Here is a 25,642-nt window from a genome sequence, read left to right as displayed (position 1 = left end):
ACCTACTTTATAGATTATTTGCTGATGTAAATATAACCACTATCAGTTATATTAGTTTTATTTACAGTGTTGTACTTAAAGATATAAAAATAAACCCCTGCCGGTAAATAATCCTGACCAGCTATTGTAGACCTTCCTTTTGATCTACCATCGAACACATTGTTCTGGTTATTGTAATCATCTCCTTCGTATACAGCAACACCCCATCTATTGAAAATCTTAAGATTATTATCTAAAGCTTTATCAACATTTTCAATCCACAAGAATTCATTTTTACCATCTCCGTTAGGGGTTACCATTTGCATCACTACAATTTCAGTATCCTCTTCCGGATCTAGGTATGAAGGCGTACCATCACCATCCAAATCATCATCAGTTGGGTCTCCGTTGTTATTTCCGTCTTCGTCCGGCGTATCAATTCCATCACCATCATCATCTAAATCACGATAGTTTACATCTTCGGTACCATCCGTGTCCGGTAAATCGTTTGCCGGATCATCAATTTCATCGTTTACATCAAAACCATCATTAACATCGCTACCCTCGTAACCGTCATCAAGACCATCTCCATCCGTATCCGTGCCTGTAAAGGATTGATCAGGTACTCCATCAAAATTAAAATCATTTCCTTCATTATGATCAAACACTAAATCATTATCACTATCCGAATCCAAGTAATCCTCTTCATCTGTACCATCTGTATTAACAGGCGTCAATCCATCAGGGTATGCGGAATTTAATCCATCATTGGCTTCATATGTTGCTTCATCATCATCGTTTGGAGCAATATAGCCATCCGTAGTTTGGGCCTCAACATTATCCGGAATACCGTCATCATCAGAGTCAATATCTAAATGGTTAGGTATAGTATCTCCATCAGAATCCAAAGGATTGGTCAATGGGTCATTATCACCATCTGTGTTTGGATCTTCAACCGTATCCAAAATACCATCGTTATCATCATCTAAATCTACTCTATCCGGAACACCGTCACCATCCGTATCCTTATCGTTAGGATTAGAATCTGGATCCAGGTAATCTGGTGTACCGTCTTCGTCCGTATCGTCATTGGTTGGGTCTCCATCTCCATCAATATCTTCATCCGCTGTATCAATGCCATCACCATCATCATCCAAATCGCGATAGTTCACATCTTCTGTACCATCTGTATCAGGCAAGTCATTGGCCGGGTCATCAATTTCATCATTAACATCATAACCGTCATTAACATCACTACCTTCATAACCATCGTCTAGACCGTCTCCATCCGTATCTATTCCGGTATAAGTCTGATCTGGCTTGCCATCAAAATTGAAGTCATTGCCTTCGTTATTATCAGGAACAGTATCATTGTCACTATCCAAGTCAATATAATCTTCCGTGTCTTCTCCATCTGTATTCACCGGAGTAAGGCCATCTGGGTAAGCCGAGTTTAAACCATCGTTAGCGGCATATATTGCTTCATCATCTTCATTAGGCGCTATATAACCATCCGTAGTTTGTGCCTCAACGTTATCCGGAATACCGTCATCATCAGAATCTATATCCAAATGATTAGGAATACCATCTTCATCCGTATCCAGTGGGTTTGTTAATGGATTATCATCTCCATCTGTGTTAGGGTCTTCTACCGTATCTAAAATACCATCGTTATCATCATCCAAATCCGTTATATCCGGAACACCATCACCATCTGTATCTGTAGTAGTATCCTCATCAAAATCAAGGTAATCTGGTGTACCGTCTTCATCTGAATCATCATTGGTAGGATCCCCATCTTCATCTACATCTTCATCCGGTGTGTTTATTCCATCACCATCATCATCCAAATCACGATAGTTTACATCTTCCGTACCATCCGTATCAGGCAAGTCGTTGGCAGGGTCATCAATTTCATCATTAACATCATAACCGTCATTAACATCACTACCTTCATAACCATCGTCTAGACCATCTCCATCTGTATCTATTCCGGTATAAGTCTGATCAGGAATACCGTCAAAATTAAAATCGTTTCCTTCGTTATTATCTGGAACATCATCATTATCACTATCTGCATCTAGATAATCCTCAACATCACTACTATCAGTATTAACGGGGGTCAACCCATCAGGATACGCAGAATTAAGTCCGTCATTAGAATCATAAGTAGCAGCATCGTCATCGTTTGGTGCTATATAACCATCTGTAGTCTGAGCTTCTACATTATCAGGAATACCATCGTTATCCGAATCAATATCCAAATGATTTGGAATACCATCTTCATCTAAATCATAGGGGTCCGTTAGCGGATTATCATCACCGTCAATATTAGGATCTTCAACTGTATCCAAAATACCATCATTATCATCATCCAAATCTACATTATCGTTAACACCATCACCATCCGTATCCGGACATATAACAGGTATAATTCTCAAACGAATACCGTTTACAGGAAAACTAGAAGTAGTATAGAACTGAATCTCATTTGCCAAACCTTGTGATAACCACACAAAACGGTTAGGACCAAATATAGGAGCTGCCGTTGTGTTCTCTACAAAGTAATCATTGGTTTCATTACCAGAAATAATTCCTGTAGGCAAAGCTGTGGTCTGGACATACTCTACATTATCCAAAGCAAGAATACCATCTCTATGGTTAGAATCTACACGAGCTGAGTGCTCTGCTATAATTTGTACCGGCACGGTTCCCGAGAAAGTAAAAGTGGCCGGTAAATCTTTATTAACCTCAAAAAGCCCCAAAGAACTTTTTGTACTTGCTCCTTGTACACTTACCAAAATAGAACCTGCTGGAAGTCCCCACTTGGAACTCACATCTACATTATCCGCTGAAAGGCTACCATCCGTAACCCCATCAGGAAAACCAAAATCTCCCGGTCTAATCTCTTTATTGTCCAAACGGGTACAACCATCAGCATCAAACATGTAAGCTGGTTGCACTTCTTCATTGGTCTCTTTTTCCGAATCTAAAGTATCGGAGAAATTTTCAAAGGAGCTATTTATCCCAAAAAGGACTACAGCAAGTACATAAGTAAATGCCTTGAACGTTTTGTTCTTAAAATTCAGTAGAGTAAAGTTTTCCATAAATGTTTAGCTTTTATTAAACTAATCACCATGGCGTGTAGGTCAAAAATGTGGTTGGCAAGAAGTTGGGAGACTTCAATTCTAGGTGCAAGATATATTTAATATTTCGTTAACCAAATTGTTTTGAAAGTATAAATTATGAATAATCCTCCAAAGACAAATATATTCGGTAAAGGGCTGAAAACAATACAATTTACATAGTTTTCATTTCCCTATTATCATGCACAAACCTAAACTATAACCAATGAAAATCGGGATTTTCTGCCGTTCATCGATATATACCAAACCCTATCACTTAACACAAAAAACCACCTAAATCTTAGCCTCAAGGCTTGGTTTTAACTCAACATAAATCAGGTCATAACTATAATTTAATGTATTTTTGCACAAATTTTCTTCATGAGTTTTAAAGACGAGATTCAAAGGCGTAGAACCTTTGGAATAATTTCCCACCCGGATGCCGGTAAGACCACATTAACCGAAAAACTTCTGTTATTTGGTGGTGCCATTCAGGAGGCGGGTGCTGTAAAAAACAATAAAATCAAGAAAACGGCCACGAGTGACTTTATGGAAATAGAGCGCCAAAGAGGTATCTCCGTTGCTACATCCGTACTTGCCTTTATATATAAGGATAAGAAAATAAACATTCTTGATACCCCTGGGCATAAAGATTTTGCCGAAGATACCTTTAGAACACTTACAGCTGTAGATAGTGTTATAGTTGTGGTTGATGTTGCCAAAGGTGTGGAAGAGCAAACCGAAAAATTGGTACAGGTTTGTAGAATGCGAAACATTCCTATTATTGTTTTTATAAACAAATTGGATAGAGAGGGGCGCGATGCTTTTGACCTTCTTGACGATTTGGAGCAAAAACTTGGCCTATCCGTTACCCCTTTAAGTTTCCCAATTGGTATGGGTTATGATTTTAAAGGTATTTACAATATCTACGAAAAGAACATTAATCTTTTTAGCGGTGATAGCAAAAAAAATATTGAGGAAACTATAGCCTTTGACTCTATTGAAAGCCCTGAACTCGAGAAAATTATAGGAAACAATGCCGCCGAAGAACTTCGTGATAACTTAGAATTGGTAAGAGGCGTATATCCTGATTTTGATAAAGAAAGCTACTTGCAAGGCGAGCAACAGCCCGTATTCTTTGGCTCTGCCCTTAATAATTTTGGTGTTCGGGAGCTATTGGATTGTTTTATAGAAATTGCCCCATCTCCTCGCCCTAAAAAAGCTGAAGAAAGAGTTGTTGAGGCAAATGAGAAGGAAATGTCCGGTTTTGTATTTAAGATACATGCCAATATGGACCCAAAACATCGTGACCGTTTAGCGTTTATTAAAATTGTGTCCGGAACGTTTGAACGAAACAAACCCTACCTTCATGTTAGAAATGGAAAAAAACTAAAATTCTCAAGTCCTAATGCGTTTTTTGCCGAGAAAAAAGAAATCGTGGATATATCCTATCCCGGAGATATTGTCGGACTTCATGATACAGGTAATTTTAAAATAGGCGACACCTTAACCGAAGGAGAAGAACTACATTACAAAGGCATCCCTAGCTTCTCTCCTGAACACTTTAGGTACATCAACAATGCAGACCCAATGAAGTCCAAACAGCTTTACAAGGGCATTGACCAGCTTATGGATGAAGGTGTAGCGCAGTTATTTACGCTGGAAATGAACGGCAGAAAGGTTATAGGAACTGTAGGAGCACTTCAGTTTGAGGTTATTCAATACCGTCTTGAACATGAATATGGTGCCAAATGTACCTATGAAAATTTTCCGGTTTTCAAAGCTTGTTGGGTAGAAGCATCAGACCCCAAGAACGAAGAATTTAAAGAATTCAAAAGAGTGAAACAGAAATTTTTAGCCAAGGACAAGCGAAATCAATTGGTATTCTTGGCCGATTCTCAATTCTCTTTACAAATGACCCAACAAAAATACCCTAGCGTAAAACTTCATTTTGTTTCTGAGTTTGATTAGAAACCGGAAAAATTTATAAAATAAAAAATGCCCTTTGTTACTACAAAGGGCATTTTTTATTCTTAAGCCTCTCCTGTTGGCCCAAAATTAATTGGTATTGGAGGTTGCTCGTAGTCCTTAATAGTTCCGTGAGCAGCTTCAAACCTATTTACATTATCATTCAAAGCCTTTAAAAACTTTTTGGCATGCTGCGGAGTCAAAACAATTCTGCTCTTTACCTTGGCTTTAGGAGCCCCTGGCATCATGCTTATAAAGTCAACTACAAATTCTGATACTGAATGATTAATGATTGCCAGATTGGAGTAGATTCCTTCAGCTGTCTTTTCATCAAGTTCAATATTGATTTGGTTCTGTTTTTGTTCTTTTTCGCTCATATGTAAAAAAATAAACCCTCAATAGTTTCTATTGAGGGTTTTAATTATTTGAGTTTAAAATTTCAAGGCCTCTTTGCGCGCCATGATTTCATCATACTCTTCTTTAGAGCCAACTATGATGTTCTCATAGTCTCTCATACCTGTACCTGCTGGGATCTTATGTCCAACAATAACATTCTCCTTCAAGCCTTCCAATGTATCTACTTTACCACTTACAGCAGCTTCGTTCAATACTTTAGTAGTTTCTTGGAAAGATGCTGCAGATATAAACGATTTAGTCTGTAGAGACGCACGTGTAATACCCTGTAGAATTGGCGTAGCCGTAGCCGCAACCGCATCGTTGGCCGTAACTAGATTCTTATCCGAACGTTTCAAGACAGAATTTTCATCTCTCAATTCACGAGCAGTAATAATCTGACCAGGTTTAAGGTTTTCTGAATCACCTGCATCTACAACAACCTTCTTACCAAAGATCTCATCGTTTTCCTGAATAAAGTCATCCTTATGAACCAATTGGTTTTCTAAGAAGATAGTGTCTCCCGGATCTTGAATACGAACTTTACGCATCATCTGTCTAACAACAACCTCAAAGTGCTTATCATTAATCTTCACACCCTGCAGACGGTATACTTCTTGAACTTCGTTCACTAAGTACTGTTGTACTGCTGATGGGCCTTTGATCTTAAGGATATCCTCTGGAGTTATAGAACCATCTGACAATGGCATACCGGCACGAACATAATCGTTCTCCTGTACCAAAATCTGATTGGAAAGCTTTACCAAGTATTTCTTGACTTCACCTAACTTAGATTCAATAATGATCTCACGGTTACCTCTTTTGATTTTCCCGAAAGAAACAACACCATCAATTTCTGAAACAACCGCTGGGTTAGAAGGGTTACGCGCTTCAAAAAGTTCGGTTACCCTTGGAAGACCACCGGTAATATCACCTGCCTTAGCAGATTTACGTGGTATCTTAACAAGTGTCTTACCTTCTTTAATCTTATCTCCATCATCTACCATAATGTGCGATCCAACCGGAAGGTTGTACGAACGTAATGTTTCACCTTTATTATCTTGGATCAACAGAGTTGGTATCAATTTCTTGTTACGAGATTCAGAGATTACTTTTTCCTGGAAACCAGTCTGTTCATCAATCTCTACTTGATAAGTAACACCTTGCTCAATATTCTCGTAAGCAATCTTACCTGGGAACTCAGAAACAATTACACCGTTATATGGATCCCAAGAACAAACAACATCGCCTTTAGTAATGGTTGCGCCATTCTCTATGAACAATTGCGAACCGTAAGGTATATTGTTAGTACTTAAAGTAATACCGGTTTTCTTATCTACAACTTTGATTTCAGAGGTTCTAGAAATAACAATAGTGGCAGGATTACCCTCATTGTCCGTTCCTATAACCGTTCTTAAATCTTCTATTTCCGCTACACCGCTAAATTTAGCGATCAACTTGTTATCTTCAGAAATGTTACCTGCAATACCACCCACGTGGAATGTACGTAACGTAAGCTGTGTACCTGGCTCACCAATGGATTGTGCTGCTACAACACCTACTGCCTCACCTCTTTGTACCATTTTATTGGTAGACAGGTTTCTACCGTAACATTGAGCACAAATTCCTTTAGGCGCTTCACATGTTAATGCAGAACGCACTTCTACTTTCTCAACAGGAGACTCTTCAATTCTCTTAGCATCGGCCTCCATTATTTCCTGACCAGCAACAAGTAATTGCTCCTCAGTTAATGGATCAAATACATCATGTAATGAAACCCTACCTAAGATACGAGCTCCAAGAGATTCCACAACTTCTTCATTCTTCTTAAGGGCAGAAACCTCAACCCCTCTTAAGGTCTCACAATCTGTAATGTTAATGATTACATCTTGAGAAACATCTACCAAACGACGTGTTAAGTAACCTGCATCCGCCGTTTTAAGGGCAGTATCCGCAAGACCTTTACGAGCACCGTGAGTTGAAATAAAGTATTCAAGGATGGAAAGACCTTCCTTAAAGTTAGAAAGAATCGGGTTTTCAATAATCTCACCACCTCCGGCAGTAGATTTTTTAGGCTTGGCCATCAAACCACGCATACCTGTTAACTGACGAATCTGCTCTTTAGAACCCCTTGCACCAGAATCAAGCATCATGTACACCGAGTTGAATCCTTGCTGATCCTCACGAATACGCTTCATAGCAAGTTCCGTTAACATGGCATTGGTAGATGTCCAAACATCAATTACCTGATTGTAACGTTCATTGTTAGTAATAAGACCCATGTTATAGTTGGTCATAATACCTTCTACCTGAACATTGGCATCGGCAATCATTTCATGCTTCTCTTGAGGAATAATAATATCACCCAAGCTAAATGATAGTCCACCTTTAAAAGCGAACTCATATCCCATTGTCTTAATCTTATCCAAGAAATCGGCAGTGGTCGGAACATCAGTTACAGCCAAAATTCCACCAATAATATCTCTTAAAGATTTTTTGTTCAATACGTCGTTAATGTACCCTGCTGCCTCCGGAACTTCCATGTTGAACAAAACTCTACCCACGGTGGTAGGTATTATTTTGTAAACCAACTCTCCTTCTTCATTAAAGTCCTTAGCTCTAACTTTGATACCGGCGTTCAAGTTTACTTTACCTTCATTAAAGGCAATTTCAACTTCTTCCGCTGAATAAAAAGTAAGACCTTCTCCCGCAATAGGAACTTCAGGTGTAGACTTTCTTTCTTTGGTCATATAGTACAGACCCAATACCATATCCTGAGAAGGTACGGTAATTGGTGATCCATTTGCAGGGTTCAAGATGTTATGCGATGCCAACATCAATAACTGAGCCTCCAAAATAGCTTCTGGCCCTAATGGAAGGTGAACCGCCATCTGGTCACCATCAAAATCCGCGTTAAATGCCGTACAAACCAATGGGTGAAGACGTATTGCCTTACCTTCTATAAGTTTTGGCTGAAACGCTTGAATACCCAAACGGTGCAAAGTAGGAGCACGGTTCAATAGTACCGGATGTCCTTTTAGTACGTTTTCAAGAATATCCCAAACAACAGGTTCTTTCTTGTCTATAATTTTCTTAGCGGACTTCACCGTTTTTACAATACCTCTTTCTATCAGTTTTCTGATAACAAAAGGCTTATAAAGTTCGGCAGCCATATCTTTAGGAAGACCACATTCAAACAATTTCATTTCCGGTCCAACAACAATTACCGAACGTGCAGAATAATCAACACGTTTACCCAAAAGGTTTTGACGGAAACGACCTTGCTTACCTTTTAATGAATCTGAAAGCGATTTTAACGGTCTGTTAGATTCCGTTTTTACTGCTGAAGCTTTTCTGGTATTATCAAAAAGAGAATCTACCGCTTCTTGAAGCATACGTTTCTCATTTCTAAGAATCACTTCAGGAGCCTTGATCTCTACCAACCTTTTTAAACGGTTGTTACGAATAATAACCCTTCTGTAAAGGTCGTTCAAATCAGAAGTAGCGAAACGACCACCATCTAGTGGTACCAATGGACGCAATTCTGGCGGAATCACCGGAATTACCTTCATAATCATCCACTCTGGTCTGTTTTCCCTATTTTCCTGAGATTCACGAAGCGCCTCAACTACTTGAAGTCTTTTTAACGCCTCTGTTTTTCTTTGTTTAGAAGTTTCAGTGTTCGCCTTATGACGTAACTGGTACGAAAGTTCTTTTAAGTCTATACGAGCTAAAAGATCTATAAGACATTCCGCACCCATTTTAGCGATAAACTTGTTAGGGTCCGTATCTTCTAAATATTGATTTTCAACTGGAATAGATTCCAGAATAGTCAAGTACTCTTCTTCGGTCAAGAAATCCATCTTATTGATTTCTTCACCTTCAGGTCCTTTGGCAATACCCGGTTGAATTACTACATAACGCTCGTAGTAAATGATCATATCCAATTTCTTGGAAGGTAATCCCAAAAGGTAACCTATTTTATTTGGCAACGAACGGAAGTACCAGATATGAGCTACAGGAACCACTAAGTTAATGTGCCCTACTCTATCTCTACGTACTTTCTTTTCCGTAACCTCAACACCACAACGGTCACAAACAATACCACGGTAACGAATTCTTTTGTATTTACCACAGGCACATTCATAATCCTTAACAGGACCAAAAATACGCTCGCAAAAAAGACCGTCACGCTCTGGCTTGTGCGTTCTATAGTTGATAGTTTCAGGCTTGAGAACTTCTCCTCTTGACTCCGCCAAAATTGCTTCTGGAGAGGCCAATCCGATAGAAATTTTATCAAACCTTTTTATTGGATTATTATCTTTTATTCTAGCCATAATCTAATGGTGATACTAATTAAAATGTGTGTTCTTCAATCGCTACAATCGGATTCTATTCTTCCAAACGGATATCTAAGCCCAAACCTTTAAGTTCGTGCATCAATACGTTGAAAGATTCCGGTAAACCGGGTTCTGGCATGGTCTCGCCCTTAACTATTGACTCATAGGTCTTGGCCCTACCGATAACATCATCCGACTTAACGGTCAATATTTCACGTAAAGTTGCCGAAGCACCATATGCTTCAAGAGCCCAAACTTCCATCTCTCCAAAACGCTGACCACCAAATTGAGCTTTACCACCCAATGGCTGTTGTGTAATTAAAGAGTAAGGTCCTATAGAACGTGCGTGCATTTTATCATCTACCATGTGACCAAGTTTTAGCATATAAATCACACCAACTGTAGCCGGCTGATCAAAACGCTTACCTGTTCCACCATCATGAAGGTAGGTATGGCCAAATCTTGGAATACCAGCTTCATCTGTGTATTCATTAATTTGATCTAATGTAGCACCATCAAAAATTGGTGTAGCATATTTTTTACCCAACTTAAGACCGGCCCAACCTAATACGGTTTCGTAAATCTGACCAATGTTCATACGAGAAGGTACACCTAATGGGTTCAATACAATATCAACCGGTGTTCCATCTGCCAAGAAAGGCATATCCTCTTGACGTACGATACGAGATACAATACCTTTGTTTCCGTGACGTCCCGCCATTTTATCCCCAACTTTAAGCTTACGCTTTTTGGCAACATAAACTTTAGCCAGCTTCATAATTCCTGCAGGTAATTCATCACCAACAGAAATTGTAAACTTGTCTCTTCTTAGGTTTCCTTGAAGATCGTTAAGCTTTATCTTATAGTTGTGAAGCAAATCTGCAACAGACTCGTTGGTATCCTTGTCCATTGTCCAGCTACCACCTACCAAGTGAGCAAAATCGTCTACGGAGTTTAACATTTTAAGTGTATACTTCTTACCTTTTGGTAATACTTCTTCACCTAAATCATTCAATACACCTTGAGACGTCTTACCATTGATCAAAGTAAAAAGCTTCTCTATCAAGATGTCTTTCAACTCTTGAAACTTTACTTCGTACTCTAATTCTAACTTGTTAAGCTCTTCTTTATCTTCGGAACGCTTACGCTTATCCTTTACAGAACGAGAGAATAACTTCTTATCAATAACAACACCTCTTAGAGATGGCGAAGCTTTTAAAGATGCATCTTTAACATCTCCCGCTTTATCTCCAAAAATTGCTCTCAATAATTTTTCTTCAGGAGTTGGATCAGACTCTCCTTTTGGAGTAATCTTACCAATTAGGATATCACCAGGCTTAACCTCTGCACCAATACGAATCATACCGTTTTCGTCCAAATCCTTAGTAGCTTCCTCAGAAACGTTAGGAATGTCATGGGTTAGCTCCTCTGCACCTAATTTTGTATCTCTAACTTCCAAAGAATACTCATCTACGTGAATAGATGTAAAAATATCTTCACGAACTACTTTTTCAGAAATTACGATTGCATCCTCAAAGTTATACCCTTTCCAAGGCATGAAAGCCACGGTAAGGTTACGACCTAGTGCCAATTCGCCTTTTTCTGTAGCATATCCTTCACACAGAACCTGACCTTTTTTAACTTTATCGCCTCTTCTTACAATTGGCTTCAAGTTAATACTGGTTCCTTGGTTAGTTTTTCTGAACTTAACCAAGTTATATGATTTAGAATCTTCTTCAAAACTTACCAAACGCTCAGCATCGGTACGATCATATTTTACAGTAATCATTTTGGCATCTACATACTCTATAGTACCATCTCCTTCTGCATTAATCAATACCCTAGAATCAGAAGCAACCTGACGTTCAAGACCCGTACCTACAATTGGTGCCTGTGGTCTCAACAATGGTACGGCTTGGCGCATCATGTTAGATCCCATCAATGCACGGTTGGCATCATCATGTTCCAAGAAAGGAATAAGCGATGCGGAAATAGATGCAATCTGGTTAGGAGCAACATCCGTATAGTTGATTTCACTTGGGTCAACAACAGGAAAATCTCCCTCTTCACGTGCAATAACCTTATCTGTATTTATCTGACCGTCTTCTTTTAAAGGAATGTTAGCCTGAGCTATTTTCATTCCTTCCTCTTCCTCAGCACTCAGGTATACAAACTCTTCTGTATTCACCTTAGCGTTATCTACCTTGCGGTAAGGAGTTTCCAAGAAGCCCATTGGGTTTACTTTAGAAAAAACTGCAAGTGAAGATATCAAACCAATGTTTGGACCTTCAGGAGTTTCAATAGGACAAAGTCTACCGTAGTGCGTGTAGTGAACATCACGAACCTCAAAACCTGCACGCTCTCTAGAAAGACCACCTGGCCCTAGTGCCGATAATCTACGTTTGTGTGTAATCTCTGCTAACGGATTGGTTTGATCCATAAACTGAGATAACTGGTTAGTTCCAAAGAATGAATTAATTACAGAAGACAAGGTTTTTGCATTAATCAAATCTATTGGGGTAAACACCTCGTTATCACGTACGTTCATACGCTCACGAATAGTTCTTGCCATACGGGCAAGACCAACACCAAACTGAGACGACAACTGCTCACCAACCGTACGAACACGACGGTTAGAAAGGTGATCAATATCATCAATCTCTGCTTTAGAGTTAATAAGCTCAATCAAGTATTTAATAATAGTTATGATATCTTCTTTGGTCAAGACCTGCTTGTCCATTCCAATATCCAACTGTAATTTCTTGTTCATTCTATAACGACCAACTTCACCTAAGTTGTAACGTTGATCAGAGAAGAATAATTTATCTATAATACCACGAGCAGTCTCCTCATCGGGCGGCTCGGCATTACGTAATTGACGATAAATGTGCTCAACAGCTTCTTTTTCTGAGTTTGTTGGATCCTTCTGTAATGTATTGTGGATTATAGAATAATCTGACTGTGCATTACTCTCCTTGTGAAGAAGGATAGTTTTTACATCAGCTTCCAAAATCTCCGCAATATGGTCCTTTTCCAATACCGTATCACGATCAATAACAATTTCGTTTCTTTCTATAGAAACAACTTCGCCGGTATCCTCATCAACAAAATCTTCGTGCCAAGTGTTCAATACCCTAGCAGCCAATTTGCGACCTAGTACTTTCTTTAGACCGGCGTTTGAAACTTTAACCTCTTCAGAAAGGTCAAAAATCTCAAGAATATCTTTATCTCTCTCAAAACCTATAGCTCTGAAAAGAGTAGTTACTGGCAACTTCTTCTTACGATCAATGTACGCATACATTACACCGTTAATATCTGTTGCAAATTCTATCCACGAACCTTTAAACGGTATAACCCTGGCAGAATATAATTTGGTACCGTTTGCATGAAATGACTGACCAAAGAAAACACCTGGAGAACGGTGCAACTGAGAAACTACAACCCTTTCCGCTCCATTGATAACAAATGTACCACTAGGTGTCATATAAGGTATAGTACCCAAATACACATCTTGCACGATAGTTTCGAAATCTTCGTGCTCAGGATCGGTACAGTATAATTTTAATCGTGCTTTTAACGGAACACTATATGTAAGACCACGCTCTATACATTCTTGGATAGAATATCTTGGCGGATCTATGAAGTAATCTAAAAATTCAAGTACGAACTGGTTTCTGGTGTCCGTAATAGGGAAGTTTTCCATGAAGGTATTGTACAAGCCTTCATTGCCTCTTTCATCAGATTTTGTTTCTAACTGAAAAAAGTCTTGAAACGATTTTATCTGGATGTCCAAGAAATCCGGATACTCCGGCGTGTTCTTAGCGGATGCAAAATTTATTCTCTCAGTCTGTTGTGTGAACATCTATGGACAGTATTTTGAACGTGAATACTAAAAAGGGGTCGTATACTTCTTCATATACGTGGGTCTTACTTGTATAAAAAGGCTTAGGTCTAGCTCCGCCATAAGCGAAGAAAGACCTAAACCAAATTGTTATGGTTGCTGATACTATTTAAGCTCAACTTCTGCTCCTGCTTCTTCCAAAGATTTTTTGATTCCTTCAGCTTCGTCTTTAGAAACACCTTCTTTTACAGCTTTAGGTGCGCTATCTACGATGTCTTTAGCATCTTTCAATCCAAGACCAGTTAATTCTTTAACCAATTTAACTACAGCTAGTTTAGAACCACCTGCTGCTTTCAAGATTACGTCAAATTCTGACTTTTCTTCAGCGGCTTCAGCGGCTTCACCACCACCACCAGCGGCAACAGCTACAGCTGCAGCTGCAGGCTCAATACCGTACTCTTCTTTCAATATATCAGCCAACTCGTTTACCTCTTTTACGGTCAAGTTAACCAACTGTTCTGCGAAATCTTTTAAATCTGCCATTTTTACTATCGTTTAATAAATTTTAAAATATACTTAGTTTACTAGTGCGTTCTTATCTTTCTGATAATGTCTTAAGGATACCTGCCAGTTTACCACCGCCAGATTTAAGTCCAGAAATAACGTTTTTGGCTGGGGATTGCAACAATCCAATAACCTCACCGATCATTTCTTCTTTAGACTTGATGCTTACAAGCGCATCCAAATTCTCATCACCAATATATACTGATTCCTCAACATAGGCTCCTTTCAACAAAGGCTTATTTGACTTCTTTCTAAAAGTCTTTATAAGTTTTGCAGGAACGTTACCTTCTTCGGAGAACATTAACGAAGTATTGCCCTTAAGCACTCCGGGAAGTTCACCAAATTCTCTTTCGGAAGCTTCCATTGCTTTTGCAAGCAATGTATTTTTGACTACTGCCAATTTTACGTCAGCTTTGAAACAAGCTCTTCTCAAATCTGAAGTTTGCGTTGCGTTCAAGCCTGATATATCAGCTAAATAAATAGTTGAATTTTCGGCCAACTGTGAAGTCAAATCCTGTATTACGTTTGCTTTTTCTTCTCTTGTCATACTGTAAATTTTGAACTACCCAGTTCGATTAAACGGTCTTTGGATCTAACTGAACACTTGGGCTCATGGTACTTGACATGAAAATACTTTTCATGTATACACCTTTAGCAGCTGCAGGTTTCATCTTTACTAGAGTATCTAACAACTCTCTAGCGTTTTCTTCCAATTTATCCGCAGAGAAAGAAGCTTTCCCTACAGCAGCATGAACGATACCTGTTTTATCAACTTTAAAGTCAATTTTACCAGCCTTTACATCAGATACAGCTTTCGCAACATCCATAGTAACTGTTCCCGTCTTTGGATTAGGCATAAGACCTCTTGGACCTAAAACTCTACCCAAAGGACCTAATTTACCCATAACACTTGGCATAGTGATGATAACATCAACATCTGTCCAACCGCCTTTAATTTTATCCAAATACTCATCTAATCCCACAAAGTCAGCACCGGCTTCAGTAGCCTCTGCTTCTTTATCTGGTGTTACCAAAGCCAAAACTTTTACATCTTTACCAGTACCATGTGGAAGTGTTACAACCCCACGTACCATTTGGTTTGCTTTTCTTGGATCTACACCCAAACGCACAGCCAAATCTACAGACGCATCAAATTTTGTATTGGTAATCTCTTTTATTAAAGCTGCACCTTCACCTACAGAATAAAGTTTATCCTTATCCATCTTGGCGTGGGCCTCTTTTTGTTTCTTAGTTAATTTTGCCATTTCAAATTGCTTTTAAGATTTTAGAAAGGTCGCTTACCTGCAACTTTAAGACCCATAGACCTTGCAGTACCGGCTATCATGCTCATTGCAGATTCTACCGTAAACGCATTAAGGTCTACCATTTTGTCCTCGGCAATTGCTTTAACTTGATCCCAAGTAACATTACCAGATTTTACACGATTAGGCTCACCTGATCCTTTTTTAATCTTAGCCGCTTCCAATAGCTGAACTGCCGCTGGTGGTGTTTTAACGACGAAGTCAAAAGACTTGTCCTTATATACGGTGATAACAACAGGTAATACTTTACCCTGTTTGTCCTGCGTACGAGCATTGAACTGCTTACAGAACTCCATGATGTTAACACCGGCAGCACCTAAGGCGGGTCCAACCGGTGGCGACGGATTCGCTGCACCTCCCCTAACTTGTAGTTTAACTACTTTACCTATTTCTTTTGCCATTGTTTAAAATTAAATTTAAGCTGTATCAAATTGGAAGCAACACAACTTTAAATATGTAACACTTAACTTATACTTTCTCTACTTGCATATAACTTAATTCCAATGGTGTTTTTCTTCCGAAAATCTTAACCATTACCTCAAGCTTACGCTTCTCTTCGTTGATTTTTTCAACTGTACCGTTAAATCCGTTAAACGGACCATCAATAACCTTAACCGTTTCACCATGCGTGAAAGGTATAGCTACCGTATCTGTATTAACAGCCAACTCATCTACCTTACCTAACATTCTGTTCACTTCGGTCTTTCTTAACGGAACAGGATCACCTCCTTTTGTTTCCCCTAAGAAACCGATTACGTTCGTAATAGAACGTATAATATGAATCATTTCGCCACCTAGATTGGCCTTAATCATTATATATCCCGGAAAATAAACCCTTTCTTTATTGATTTTTTTTCCATTTCTAATCTGAATCACTTTTTCCGTAGGAACAAGCACATCTTCTAAATAATCAGAAAAACCATGGCGCTCTACCTCACTTTCAATGTAGCCTTTGATTTTATTCTCTTGCCCACTGACAGCTCTCACTACATACCATTTCTTTTCCAATACTTCTGACATAGCGACCGACTAGTTTAAGATGTTATCGAAATACAAACGAACCAATTTGCTGAATGCACTATCTACCCCCCAAGTTGCCAAGGCGAACAAAATAGAAAATACCGCAACCACAACCATAAGATTGGATGATTCGGCTCTTGAAGGCAAAGTAACATTGTTACGAAGCTCCTCTATAGATTCTTTTATATACGTTAACATAATGATTCTTACTTAAATTCGCACGGGAGGAGAGACTCGAACTCCCGACACCTGGTTTTGGAGACCAGTGCTCTACCAACTGAGCTACACCCGTTTATAATTGCATTTAAAGGTGTCCTACTAAAGCAGAACACCCTTAAATTACATTATCCTATAATACTAAATTAGTCTATAATCTTAGTAACCTGACCGGCACCTACTGTTCTACCACCCTCACGGATAGCGAAACGTAGACCTACACTAAGAGCAATAGGCTGAATAAGCTCTACTGTAATAGTAAGGTTATCACCAGGCATAACCATCTCAACACCTGAAGGCAAAGAAATGTTACCAGTTACATCAGTAGTTCTTACGTAGAACTGTGGACGGTAGTTATTGTGGAATGGTGTGTGACGACCACCTTCTTCTTTCTTAAGAACATAAACCTCAGCCTCAAACTTAGCGTGTGGTTTAACAGAACCTGGCTTACAAATAACCATACCTCTGCTGATCTGAGCTTTTTCAATACCTCTTAACAAGATACCTACGTTATCTCCAGCTTCACCTCTATCCAATATCTTACGGAACATCTCAACACCAGTAATAGTAGAAGTCAATTTCTCAGCCCCCATACCAATGATCTCAACAGGATCACCTGTGTTGGCAACACCAGTTTCAATACGACCAGTTGCAACAGTACCACGACCAGTAATTGTAAATACATCTTCAACAGGCATCAAGAAGTCTTTATCAACATCTCTAGCAGGCAATTCAATCCAGCTATCAACAGCTTCCATCAATTCCATTACAGTATCAACCCATTTTTGTTCACCGTTAAGTGCACCTAAGGCAGAACCAGAAATTACAGGACCGTTATCACCATCATACTCGTAGAAAGAAAGCAATTCTCTTACCTCCATTTCAACAAGCTCTAAAAGCTCTTCATCATCAACCATGTCAACTTTGTTCAAGAAAACAACGATTCTTGGAATACCAACCTGACGTCCTAAAAGGATGTGCTCACGAGTTTGTGGCATAGGACCATCAGTAGCAGCAACAACAAGAATAGCACCGTCCATCTGAGCAGCACCAGTAACCATGTTCTTTACGTAATCGGCGTGACCAGGACAGTCAACGTGAGCGTAGTGACGGTTAGCTGTTTGGTACTCAACGTGAGAAGTGTTAATAGTAATACCTCTCTCTTTTTCCTCAGGAGCGTTGTCAATAGAGTCAAAGCTTCTAAGCTCAGACAAACCTGCATTTGCCAATACTGTAGTAATAGCAGCAGTCAATGTTGTTTTACCGTGATCTACGTGTCCAATAGTACCTATATTCAAGTGCGGTTTGGAACGATCAAAAGTTTCCTTTGCCATTTTTAATGAATTTTAATCTTAGTTATATATTAGTGTACAAATAATGCCTTTATTGAGCCAACGACGGGAATTGAACCCGTGACCTCTTCCTTACCAAGGAAACGCTCTACCCCTGAGCTACGTCGGCTTATTAGGTTCAAGGTTCAAGGTTCAACGCTGTAGATTTTGAAACCACAAACATTACCTTGGCTATTAGAGCGGGAGACCGGGTTCGAACCGGCGACATTCAGCTTGGAAGGCTGACGCTCTACCAACTGAGCTACTCCCGCAATTATAATAATCCAATATTTCAATACCCGAAAAACGGGTTTTCTAAAAAAAGTGGGGAGAGCAGGATTCGAACCTGCGAAGACGTAGTCAGCAGATTTACAGTCTGCCCTCGTTGGCCGCTTGAGTATCTCCCCAAACCAATTTTTAAAGAACTTTTAGAGCCGATGGAGGGACTCGAACCCACGACCTGCTGATTACAAATCAGCTGCTCTAGCCAGCTGAGCTACATCGGCCTTTCTATGCTATTTTCGGCATAAAAAAGTCCGCTATTTCTAACGGACTGCAAATGTATACGTTTTTTTGTTTATTCAAAACAAAATTCGAAAAAATTTTATCATGCTTGAACACGAGATTTTTCTTTGTGTTTTATCAGCTTCCTTTCCAAGGAGTTACAAGCAGAGTCAACTGCCTCCTCAAATTTCCTACATTGCTTTTTTATCATGAATTTATCTCCGGGGATGTTCAATTTAATCTCCACTATTTTATTTTCCTTTGAACTCGTGTTTTCGACTTTCAAGTACACGTCTGCGCTAATTACCTTATCATAAAAGGTCTCAAGCTTATCCAATCTGTTTTGTAAAAAGTCTATAAGCGTTCTATCCGCATTAAAATTGACTGATTGCGCATTTACTTTCATAGGTTATAATTTTTAAGTTAAACAATGTAATGTAAAATAGTGCTGCTACCCCTTACTTCTTGGATGGGCATTTGCGTGTACCTTTTTTAATTCAGCAATGCTATTGTGTGTATACACTTGGGTAGATGCTAAACTTGCATGCCCCAACAGCTCTTTTACCGAATTCATATCTGCCCCTTTATTAAGCAGATGGGTAGCGAAAGTGTGCCTTAAGATATGGGGACTCTTTTTAACCTTAGAGGACACCTCACTAAAATACTTATTTATTAATCGATAAACAAGATTTTCATATAGTTTATTGCCCGACTTCAACAAAAAAACATAGGCTTTATCGGTTATTTCACCAAGTGTTTCCCTTTCAATTAAATACCTTTCCAAAAGCGTTACCACAGAAGGCAACAGGGGCACCATACGCTCCTTGTTTCTTTTACCCAAAACTTTTAAAAGCCTTTGAGAAAAATCAATATCCACAAGCTTTAAGTTGATAAGCTCCGCCCTACGCATTCCGGTAGTATAGAACAACTCAATAATCAAACGATCCCTAACTCCTTCAAAATCATCCGGAAAATCAATTTGGGAAAGGATTTTATCCATTTCAGTTTCAGAAAAAGGAACTTCTATTTTTTTTGATGTTTTTAAAGCTTTGTGCCTAGCTAACGGATTCACATCCAACTCTCCTATATTCTGCAAGAATTTATAGTATGCCTTTAGGGAGGCTATTTTTCGGTTGACAGACCTATTGGAAATACCCGAATCTACCAGAACCACAATCCAGCTTCTTATGATTCCATAAGCTATATCATCAATATTTTTATTTTGATAATGCTCATCACAAAAAGCACTAAACGCTTCCAAATCCCTTTTATACGCCGTTACCGTATGAGCAGAATAGTTCTTTTCTAACGCTAAATATGATATAAAGGATTCCTGAGACATATTACGAAGTTAACAATAGTAAGACTAACAACGCTACGGCAAAAAGGAGATTGCGCAGACAGACAAAATTATTGAAACAAAAAAAGCCCATCATAAATGATGGGCTTCTTCTATTTGTACACTAAACAAAGTCTCTTAGATTTCTTCTTTATCTCTTAAACCTTGAATGTATTCTGCTTTCTGTATCTGCGCTCTGCGCTCAACGGAAGGTTTTGTGAATTGTTGACGCTTACGCAATCTGCGCATCGTACCCGTTTTATCGAATTTACGCTTGAAACGTTTCAAAGCCCGATCGATGTTTTCTCCTTCTTTTACTGGTATAATTAACATTGGCTACAACCTCCTTTCTTTATGATTAAGGCGGCAAATATATAAACTAATTTACAATTGAGCACTACGTATTTGCAAATATACCAAGAAACAATTCCCTGAAAAATACAAAAACCCTTCTACTTAAGGGCTTCTTACCCTTTTGGAGCTCTGTATTCTTTTTTATCTATAACGATTTTGGCAATTATCTCCTTGAGTATTTCAGACGTTCCACCACCAATTGGCCCAAGACGACTGTCCCTGAACATACGTGCCATAGGATAATCTTCTATATAGCCATAACCGCCCAAAAATTGCAGACAGTCATAAGCCACCTTATCGGCCATTTCAGTAGATTTTAATTTAGATATAGTAGCCTCCCTAACCACATATTCACCCTTATCCATTTTATAAACAACCCCATAGTTGTATTGTTTACACAATTCCATATCGGCATGAAGGTCTACAAACCTGTGGCGCAATGCTTGATATTGATTAATTGATTTTCCAAATGTTTCCCTTTCGGACATATATTGCAAGGCATACTCCAAAGCATACTCAGCCCTAGCATGGGCATTTATCCCCATTACCAAACGCTCTAAAGCAAAAGCCTCCATTATAAACGTAAAGCCTTTTCCCTCTTCACCCATAAGATTCTCTGCTGGCACCTTTACATTATCAAAAGCCAGTTCGGCGGTATCGGACGCCCTCCAACCAAGCTTATTCAGTTTATTGGCAGAAACACCCTCACTCTTTAAATCTACAATAAAAATACTTATTCCCTTATTACCTGCAGCAGGGTCTGTTTTGGCCGCAAGAATACAGTAATCACCATATACGCCATTGGTAATAAATGTTTTGGACCCATTAATGATATAAGTATCACCATCTTTTACGGCAGTTGTTCGCATACCGGCCACATCACTACCTCCAAAAGGCTCGGTAACACCAAGGCATCCTATTTTCTCCCCATTTACACTGGGTGTCAAATATCTTTTCTTTTGGTCGTCATTTGCATTTTTATTCAAATGGGTCATTGCCAAATATGCATGCGCCCACATGGCAGCGGCAAAACCGCCAGAATTCACCCTTTGTAGTTCTTCCAAGAAAATAACGGTATAAAACAGATCTAAGCCCATTCCTCCGTAAGCTTCGGCCGTTGCAAGACCAAAATAGCCCATCTCACCAAACTTTTTCCAGATAAAGGGCTCTATGGTTCCCGATGCCTCCCACTTATCAATATGAGGTACTACTTCTTTCTTTAAAAAATCTCGGAGACTCTCTCTGAATAATTGATGCTCTTCCGTAAAGTACATGCTTTGCATTGACATAAAATTTATAGGGCCAAATATAACTTAATTCTATCAATCTTCTCTATTGGAAAATCTTCTATTTTTGACAATTCATCAAAAGAAAGTATAGTTCCGTTGACATTTCTGTAATTTACTATACTCTCAGAGACGTGTTTTTGAAGATATACTAATTTTGACAGTGATTTTACCGAAGCAGTATTTATATTTATTTTCTCAATAACCGGTTTTTTAATCACCTGAAACCGCTCTAAAGTACGCTCTACAATTTCTGGTTCTAGCCCATAAACATCGTACAATTGCTCATTTACCAAAAAACCGCCTAACCTATCTCTAAATTTTACGATTCTAGCGGATAATGTCTCTCCGATCCCATTGATTTTCTTAAGCTCTTCCGTTGTTGCTGAATTTAAATCGGAAATTTGCAGGGTAGATTCCTTCCTAATATCTTTAGTTGTATAGGACGAAGCAGGTTTATTTTTATTTTTCGTCCATTCCGGAAATTTGAAATAAGGGGAAATTAGATTCAGTACCGAATCCGAAACTTTAGTCACCTTTTGAAAATCTTCCACAGAGTTCACAAACTTTCCCCCTTTCCTGAAAAGGAGCAACCTATCTATTTCCTCTACGGACAATCCCAAAACATAGCCCTTGTAATCTGTTATATAATTAGGGTTGAAAGGAAAGATTTTAACAGAATCTTTTAATTGTTCCTGAGCTTTTAAACTATCAATCTGATCTTGAATCTGTTCATTTTCCTCAAAAGCATTATTGCTAGCGGTTGGCTCTATAGAACGAAGCACAAAATAAGTCACCTGAAGTGCCACAATAATAAAAAGTAAATAAAAAATCCCACTCCGTTCTTGTTTATTGAACCTGAAGTGGGATTTAAAATTTTTCATCCGCTAAATAAAAAAACCTACTTATTCCTTAGCGGCCATTTGTTTCTTGAAAAGCTCGTTGGTCTTCAATTTTTTCCAGTAGGCATTTAAATCGCCCTTAACTTCACCGGACATAATATAAAGACCAATAATATTAGGAAAGGACATTGCCAAAATCATCATATCTGAAAAATCAAGTACAGCACCTAAACTTACCGAAGCACCAATAACCACAAATACCAAGAAAAGCATTTTATAAATCATCTCTGACTTTTTACTCTTCCCAAAAAGATAAGTCCACGCACGCATACCGTAATAGGACCATGAAATCATGGTAGAAAAAGCGAAAAGGAATACCGCCAACGCCAGAACATATGGAAACCAAGATATTTGGCTACCAAAAGCGTCCGAGGTCAATTGCGCACCTGCCATTCCTTCCACCTCATGCATACCCGTAAAAATAAGTACCAAAGCGGTAAGCGTACAAACCACTACCGTATCTATAAACGGCTCAAGAAGTGCAACGAAACCTTCGGATGGAGGATGATTGGTCTTAGCTGTACTATGCGCGATTGCAGCGGATCCAACACCCGCCTCATTTGAGAAAGCCGCTCTTTGGAAACCTATGACCAGAACCCCTACAATACCACCTTTTAAGGCAGACGGACTAAACGCTCCTTCAAATATGGCCGAAAATGCAGGACCAATATTCTGTATGTTCATTATTATGACCGCAAGCGCGGCTAGGATATATATAGAAGCCATTATAGGCACTACCCTACCGGTAACTTTTGCAATACTATTTATACCACCAATAATCACCACTCCAACAAGAATGGCCGTTACTACACCAAACCAAAAACCATGGCCTACCAAAGCAGGGAATTGACCTGCCAATTGCTCAAAGGATTGGTTGGCCTGAAACATGTTTCCACCACCAAAAGAAGCGCCAATAGCCAAGACCGCAAAGAAACCAGCTAAAATCTTACCAAACCCTTTCATATTACGTTTCTCCAGCCCGTATCTCAAATAGTTCATTGGACCACCAAAAACCCTTCCATCAGGTAATATATCTCTATATTTCACACCTAAAGTACACTCCACAAATTTGGAGGACATTCCCAGCAAACCACATACGATCATCCAAAAGGTAGCTCCCGCACCACCAAGTGAAACCGCTACGGCTACACCGGCAATATTACCTAGACCTACTGTACCCGAAACCGCTGTTGCCAAAGCCTGAAAATGTGTTACCTGACCTGGAGCATCTGGATCATCATATTTTCCCTTGGCCAAGTCAATAGAATGTCTAAATCCTTTAATATTGATAAAGCCCATTCTAAGGGTAAAGAATGTAGCTCCCAATACCAACCAAATTACAATGAACGGTATACCGTTAGAGATAGGATCACCGTTTGGATGAACCATAGTTAATGGCTCATCATATTTTATTTCCGCCAAATAATGCGCACCTTGCTCAATAACATGCTTTGCATTTTCTGAATTATATATCACTTTACCCTCCTGCACCAAATATTTCAACTCGCCATTAGCCGTAGCCGTAACAATTTCATCTTGAGCATCATCACTGGAAACAACAGCAATTTCATCACCTTTCTTAACTTTAGACCCTTCGGCCTTTAGCCATTTTTTAAGAACAAACTTATTTTGGATATTATTTGTCCATCCTGGCGTACCCACCAATTTAACATCTGCATAAACAACCGGGTCGTAAATACCAATTGCAGCAAAAGGGTCCCAAAAAAGAACGGAACCTAACGCGCTTACAGCGGGAGTCATGGTTCCGTTAAAAACTTCAGCTATTGCATTGGTCTCAACTTGAAATTCTTTGGTAATGGAAGTACCTGCAGCATCCGTAACCGTAACTGTATACGGAATACCTTCTACCAATCCACTGGCTCTCTTAGAGGACAATGCCGTAGATTGATTGCTCCACTTGTAGATATATGGAGGCGTTCCTCCCGTTGCATTTACCTCTATAACACCGTCATTTATTTGGTGTGACGGATTGTAAACTTTTCCTTGTACAACTAGTTCCTGAGAAAAGGCTACTACACCTAGTAGTAGGAAAAACAATAAGGTAAATTTCTTCATATTTATTTTTGTGGGTTCAGTTCTTTATCTAGTTTTTAACACAATTGCGGCAATATCTTAAAAAATACTAACACAATCAAATAATAATGTTCAATTAACGTAGAGCTATCCTAACCAATTTGGAACATTTCATTTAATTTTCGTATCTGCTCAGGTCTCCCTAGAACTATAACTTTGCTCTTAGGTTGTAACTGCAAATCTGCCTCCGGGTTAATGATATAATTTCCGTTAGGCTCTATATAACCTATTATAGTACAGCCCGTTCGTTTTCTAAGATCCAAATCCCGCAAGGAATTACATTCTACCTGACCTTTAAAATCCTCAATGGCTACTTCTTCCAAATTAGTGGTATGCTCACCTTCTACCCCTAACTTATCCATAAAGGTTATTAAATCTGGCATTACGATCAATGAAGCCATATGGTCTCCCCCTATTTTATCCGGCATGATTACCTTATCGGCACCCGCCAAGAGCAATTTTTTTTGTGAGGTTACCAATGATGCTCGTGTAACTATAAAAAGGGATTTATTCAATTGTCGTGCGGAAAGCACCACAAAAAGGTTGGCCGCATCATCCGGAAGCGCCGTAATTAAATAACGGGCACGGTCAATACCGGCAAGTTGCAAAATCTCGTCTTCATTGGCATCGCCTTCTATAAACAAGAGGTCCTCATCATACTTTTCAATAACCTCCCTATCTCTTTCGATAACCACAAATGGTTTCTTATACGCCGTTAAACGCTCTACGGCCTGCATTCCGTTTCTACCAAAACCACAAACAATAACGTGGTCAGAAAGACTATCTATCTTATTCTTCACTTTTTTCTTTTTTAATTCCTGTAACGAATTCCTGCTCAAAATATATTCGGTAATGACCGAAATGGCAAATGCAAAAATGAAAATGCTAAGTATAATAAGTACTACCGTAAATAATTTTTCCTGGGTATCCATTGGGCCAACCTCAGAAAAACCTACTGTAGTAACCGTAATAATGGTCATGTAAAGCGAATCTATCCAAGTAAGACCAGACAGAAAACGATAGCCCAAAACACCTACTATAAGTACACTTGACATTAACGTCAA

General features: G+C 39.0%; 19 protein-coding genes and 5 tRNA genes. 1 reads left to right on the top strand and 23 read right to left on the bottom strand.

The annotated features are described in order from the left end of the window. Positions 1-14: 14 nt before the first annotated feature. On the bottom strand, positions 15-3,086 hold the full coding sequence (locus KO513_RS05175) for a gliding motility-associated C-terminal domain-containing protein (protein ID WP_215912560.1): 3,072 nt from the start codon (positions 3,084-3,086) through the stop codon (positions 15-17). A gap of 399 nt (positions 3,087-3,485) precedes the next feature. Here KO513_RS05175 and KO513_RS05170 point away from each other — a divergent pair, with 399 nt between their 5' ends. Further along, a complete protein-coding gene (locus tag KO513_RS05170) occupies positions 3,486-5,075 on the top strand; it encodes a peptide chain release factor 3 (protein ID WP_215441886.1) in 1,590 nt (529 codons plus the stop codon). A 62-nt stretch (positions 5,076-5,137) separates the two neighbouring features. On the opposite strand, the gene KO513_RS05165 is transcribed toward KO513_RS05170, so the two are convergent. The 22 genes from KO513_RS05165 to KO513_RS05060 form a co-directional block, all read right to left on the bottom strand. After that, entirely contained in the window at positions 5,138-5,449 is a 312-nt protein-coding gene (locus KO513_RS05165; protein ID WP_215441887.1) for a DUF3467 domain-containing protein, read from the bottom strand. A 54-nt stretch (positions 5,450-5,503) separates the two neighbouring features. Next, positions 5,504-9,802, bottom strand: coding sequence for a DNA-directed RNA polymerase subunit beta' (gene rpoC / locus KO513_RS05160; RefSeq protein WP_215441888.1), 4,299 nt, complete (start codon positions 9,800-9,802; stop codon positions 5,504-5,506). Between the two features lie 55 nt (positions 9,803-9,857). Next, complete coding sequence (rpoB, locus tag KO513_RS05155; RefSeq protein WP_215441889.1) at positions 9,858-13,667, bottom strand: DNA-directed RNA polymerase subunit beta; 3,810 nt, start codon at positions 13,665-13,667, stop codon at positions 9,858-9,860. 144 nt (positions 13,668-13,811) lie between these two features. Next, positions 13,812-14,189 carry a 50S ribosomal protein L7/L12 gene (gene rplL / locus KO513_RS05150; RefSeq protein WP_215441890.1) on the bottom strand — a complete coding sequence of 126 codons (378 nt, stop codon included), beginning with the start codon at positions 14,187-14,189 and terminating at the stop codon, positions 13,812-13,814. Positions 14,190-14,241: 52 nt separating this feature from the next. Continuing rightward, complete coding sequence (rplJ, locus tag KO513_RS05145) at positions 14,242-14,757, bottom strand: 50S ribosomal protein L10 (RefSeq protein WP_215912559.1); 516 nt, start codon at positions 14,755-14,757, stop codon at positions 14,242-14,244. A gap of 28 nt (positions 14,758-14,785) precedes the next feature. Further along, positions 14,786-15,475: a 50S ribosomal protein L1 gene (gene rplA, locus KO513_RS05140; RefSeq protein ID WP_215912558.1), complete on the bottom strand. Its 690-nt coding sequence runs from the start codon at positions 15,473-15,475 to the stop codon at positions 14,786-14,788. Positions 15,476-15,495: 20 nt separating this feature from the next. Next, the gene (gene rplK / locus KO513_RS05135; RefSeq protein ID WP_215441893.1) at positions 15,496-15,933 is read right to left on the bottom strand and encodes a 50S ribosomal protein L11; all 438 of its coding nucleotides are present in this window, start codon (positions 15,931-15,933) and stop codon (positions 15,496-15,498) included. A 67-nt stretch (positions 15,934-16,000) separates the two neighbouring features. Beyond that, positions 16,001-16,552: a transcription termination/antitermination protein NusG gene (gene nusG / locus KO513_RS05130; protein ID WP_038234863.1), complete on the bottom strand. Its 552-nt coding sequence runs from the start codon at positions 16,550-16,552 to the stop codon at positions 16,001-16,003. A gap of 9 nt (positions 16,553-16,561) precedes the next feature. Then, positions 16,562-16,750 carry a preprotein translocase subunit SecE gene (gene secE / locus KO513_RS05125; protein WP_194526328.1) on the bottom strand — a complete coding sequence of 63 codons (189 nt, stop codon included), beginning with the start codon at positions 16,748-16,750 and terminating at the stop codon, positions 16,562-16,564. Between the two features lie 21 nt (positions 16,751-16,771). Further along, positions 16,772-16,844: transfer RNA gene (locus KO513_RS05120), tRNA-Trp, on the bottom strand. A gap of 70 nt (positions 16,845-16,914) precedes the next feature. Next, positions 16,915-18,102: an elongation factor Tu gene (gene tuf, locus KO513_RS05115; RefSeq protein WP_215441894.1), complete on the bottom strand. Its 1,188-nt coding sequence runs from the start codon at positions 18,100-18,102 to the stop codon at positions 16,915-16,917. 55 nt (positions 18,103-18,157) lie between these two features. Beyond that, positions 18,158-18,229, bottom strand: a tRNA-Thr gene (locus KO513_RS05110). Positions 18,230-18,298: 69 nt separating this feature from the next. Further along, positions 18,299-18,371, bottom strand: a tRNA-Gly gene (locus KO513_RS05105). Between the two features lie 53 nt (positions 18,372-18,424). Next, a tRNA-Tyr gene (locus KO513_RS05100) sits at positions 18,425-18,506 on the bottom strand. Between the two features lie 25 nt (positions 18,507-18,531). Further along, a tRNA-Thr gene (locus tag KO513_RS05095) sits at positions 18,532-18,605 on the bottom strand. Positions 18,606-18,706: 101 nt separating this feature from the next. After that, positions 18,707-19,009: a ribosome hibernation-promoting factor, HPF/YfiA family gene (gene hpf / locus KO513_RS05090; RefSeq protein WP_215912557.1), complete on the bottom strand. Its 303-nt coding sequence runs from the start codon at positions 19,007-19,009 to the stop codon at positions 18,707-18,709. Between the two features lie 45 nt (positions 19,010-19,054). Next, positions 19,055-19,945 carry a tyrosine-type recombinase/integrase gene (locus KO513_RS05085; RefSeq protein ID WP_215912556.1) on the bottom strand — a complete coding sequence of 297 codons (891 nt, stop codon included), beginning with the start codon at positions 19,943-19,945 and terminating at the stop codon, positions 19,055-19,057. Between the two features lie 135 nt (positions 19,946-20,080). After that, a complete protein-coding gene (gene rpsU, locus KO513_RS05080) occupies positions 20,081-20,275 on the bottom strand; it encodes a 30S ribosomal protein S21 (RefSeq protein WP_038234876.1) in 195 nt (64 codons plus the stop codon). 134 nt (positions 20,276-20,409) lie between these two features. Next, positions 20,410-21,579 (bottom strand): acyl-CoA dehydrogenase family protein, encoded by a 1,170-nt coding sequence (locus tag KO513_RS05075; RefSeq protein ID WP_215912555.1) that lies wholly within the window; start codon positions 21,577-21,579, stop codon positions 20,410-20,412. A gap of 11 nt (positions 21,580-21,590) precedes the next feature. Beyond that, positions 21,591-22,466 (bottom strand): ComEA family DNA-binding protein, encoded by an 876-nt coding sequence (locus tag KO513_RS05070; protein ID WP_215912554.1) that lies wholly within the window; start codon positions 22,464-22,466, stop codon positions 21,591-21,593. 21 nt (positions 22,467-22,487) lie between these two features. After that, positions 22,488-24,560 (bottom strand): amino acid carrier protein, encoded by a 2,073-nt coding sequence (locus tag KO513_RS05065; RefSeq protein WP_215912553.1) that lies wholly within the window; start codon positions 24,558-24,560, stop codon positions 22,488-22,490. A gap of 110 nt (positions 24,561-24,670) precedes the next feature. Beyond that, complete coding sequence (locus KO513_RS05060) at positions 24,671-25,633, bottom strand: potassium channel family protein (RefSeq protein ID WP_371735384.1); 963 nt, start codon at positions 25,631-25,633, stop codon at positions 24,671-24,673. Positions 25,634-25,642: the final 9 nt, after the last annotated feature.

Source organism: Zobellia sp. B3R18, from assembly GCF_018860715.1.
Taxonomy (GTDB): domain Bacteria; phylum Bacteroidota; class Bacteroidia; order Flavobacteriales; family Flavobacteriaceae; genus Zobellia; species Zobellia russellii.
Note: the sequence above shows the minus strand (reverse complement) of the source record. Positions and strands in the feature narration are given on the sequence as shown.

What these genes read in the sequence shown, in the direction of transcription:
- KO513_RS05175 (WP_215912560.1), bottom strand. Translation starts at nt 3,086, where the DNA reads ATGGAAAACTTTACTCTACTGAATTTTAAGAACAAAACGTTCAAGGCA.
- KO513_RS05170 (WP_215441886.1), top strand. Translation starts at nt 3,486, where the DNA reads ATGAGTTTTAAAGACGAGATTCAAAGGCGTAGAACCTTTGGAATAATT.
- KO513_RS05165 (WP_215441887.1), bottom strand. Translation starts at nt 5,449, where the DNA reads ATGAGCGAAAAAGAACAAAAACAGAACCAAATCAATATTGAACTTGAT.
- rpoC (WP_215441888.1), bottom strand. Translation starts at nt 9,802, where the DNA reads ATGGCTAGAATAAAAGATAATAATCCAATAAAAAGGTTTGATAAAATT.
- rpoB (WP_215441889.1), bottom strand. Translation starts at nt 13,667, where the DNA reads ATGTTCACACAACAGACTGAGAGAATAAATTTTGCATCCGCTAAGAAC.
- rplL (WP_215441890.1), bottom strand. Translation starts at nt 14,189, where the DNA reads ATGGCAGATTTAAAAGATTTCGCAGAACAGTTGGTTAACTTGACCGTA.
- rplJ (WP_215912559.1), bottom strand. Translation starts at nt 14,757, where the DNA reads ATGACAAGAGAAGAAAAAGCAAACGTAATACAGGATTTGACTTCACAG.
- rplA (WP_215912558.1), bottom strand. Translation starts at nt 15,475, where the DNA reads ATGGCAAAATTAACTAAGAAACAAAAAGAGGCCCACGCCAAGATGGAT.
- rplK (WP_215441893.1), bottom strand. Translation starts at nt 15,933, where the DNA reads ATGGCAAAAGAAATAGGTAAAGTAGTTAAACTACAAGTTAGGGGAGGT.
- nusG (WP_038234863.1), bottom strand. Translation starts at nt 16,552, where the DNA reads ATGTCAGAAGTATTGGAAAAGAAATGGTATGTAGTGAGAGCTGTCAGT.
- secE (WP_194526328.1), bottom strand. Translation starts at nt 16,750, where the DNA reads ATGTTAACGTATATAAAAGAATCTATAGAGGAGCTTCGTAACAATGTT.
- tuf (WP_215441894.1), bottom strand. Translation starts at nt 18,102, where the DNA reads ATGGCAAAGGAAACTTTTGATCGTTCCAAACCGCACTTGAATATAGGT.
- hpf (WP_215912557.1), bottom strand. Translation starts at nt 19,009, where the DNA reads ATGAAAGTAAATGCGCAATCAGTCAATTTTAATGCGGATAGAACGCTT.
- KO513_RS05085 (WP_215912556.1), bottom strand. Translation starts at nt 19,945, where the DNA reads ATGTCTCAGGAATCCTTTATATCATATTTAGCGTTAGAAAAGAACTAT.
- rpsU (WP_038234876.1), bottom strand. Translation starts at nt 20,275, where the DNA reads ATGTTAATTATACCAGTAAAAGAAGGAGAAAACATCGATCGGGCTTTG.
- KO513_RS05075 (WP_215912555.1), bottom strand. Translation starts at nt 21,579, where the DNA reads ATGCAAAGCATGTACTTTACGGAAGAGCATCAATTATTCAGAGAGAGT.
- KO513_RS05070 (WP_215912554.1), bottom strand. Translation starts at nt 22,466, where the DNA reads ATGAAAAATTTTAAATCCCACTTCAGGTTCAATAAACAAGAACGGAGT.
- KO513_RS05065 (WP_215912553.1), bottom strand. Translation starts at nt 24,560, where the DNA reads ATGAAGAAATTTACCTTATTGTTTTTCCTACTACTAGGTGTAGTAGCC.
- KO513_RS05060 (WP_371735384.1), bottom strand. Translation starts at nt 25,633, where the DNA reads ATGTCAAGTGTACTTATAGTAGGTGTTTTGGGCTATCGTTTTCTGTCT.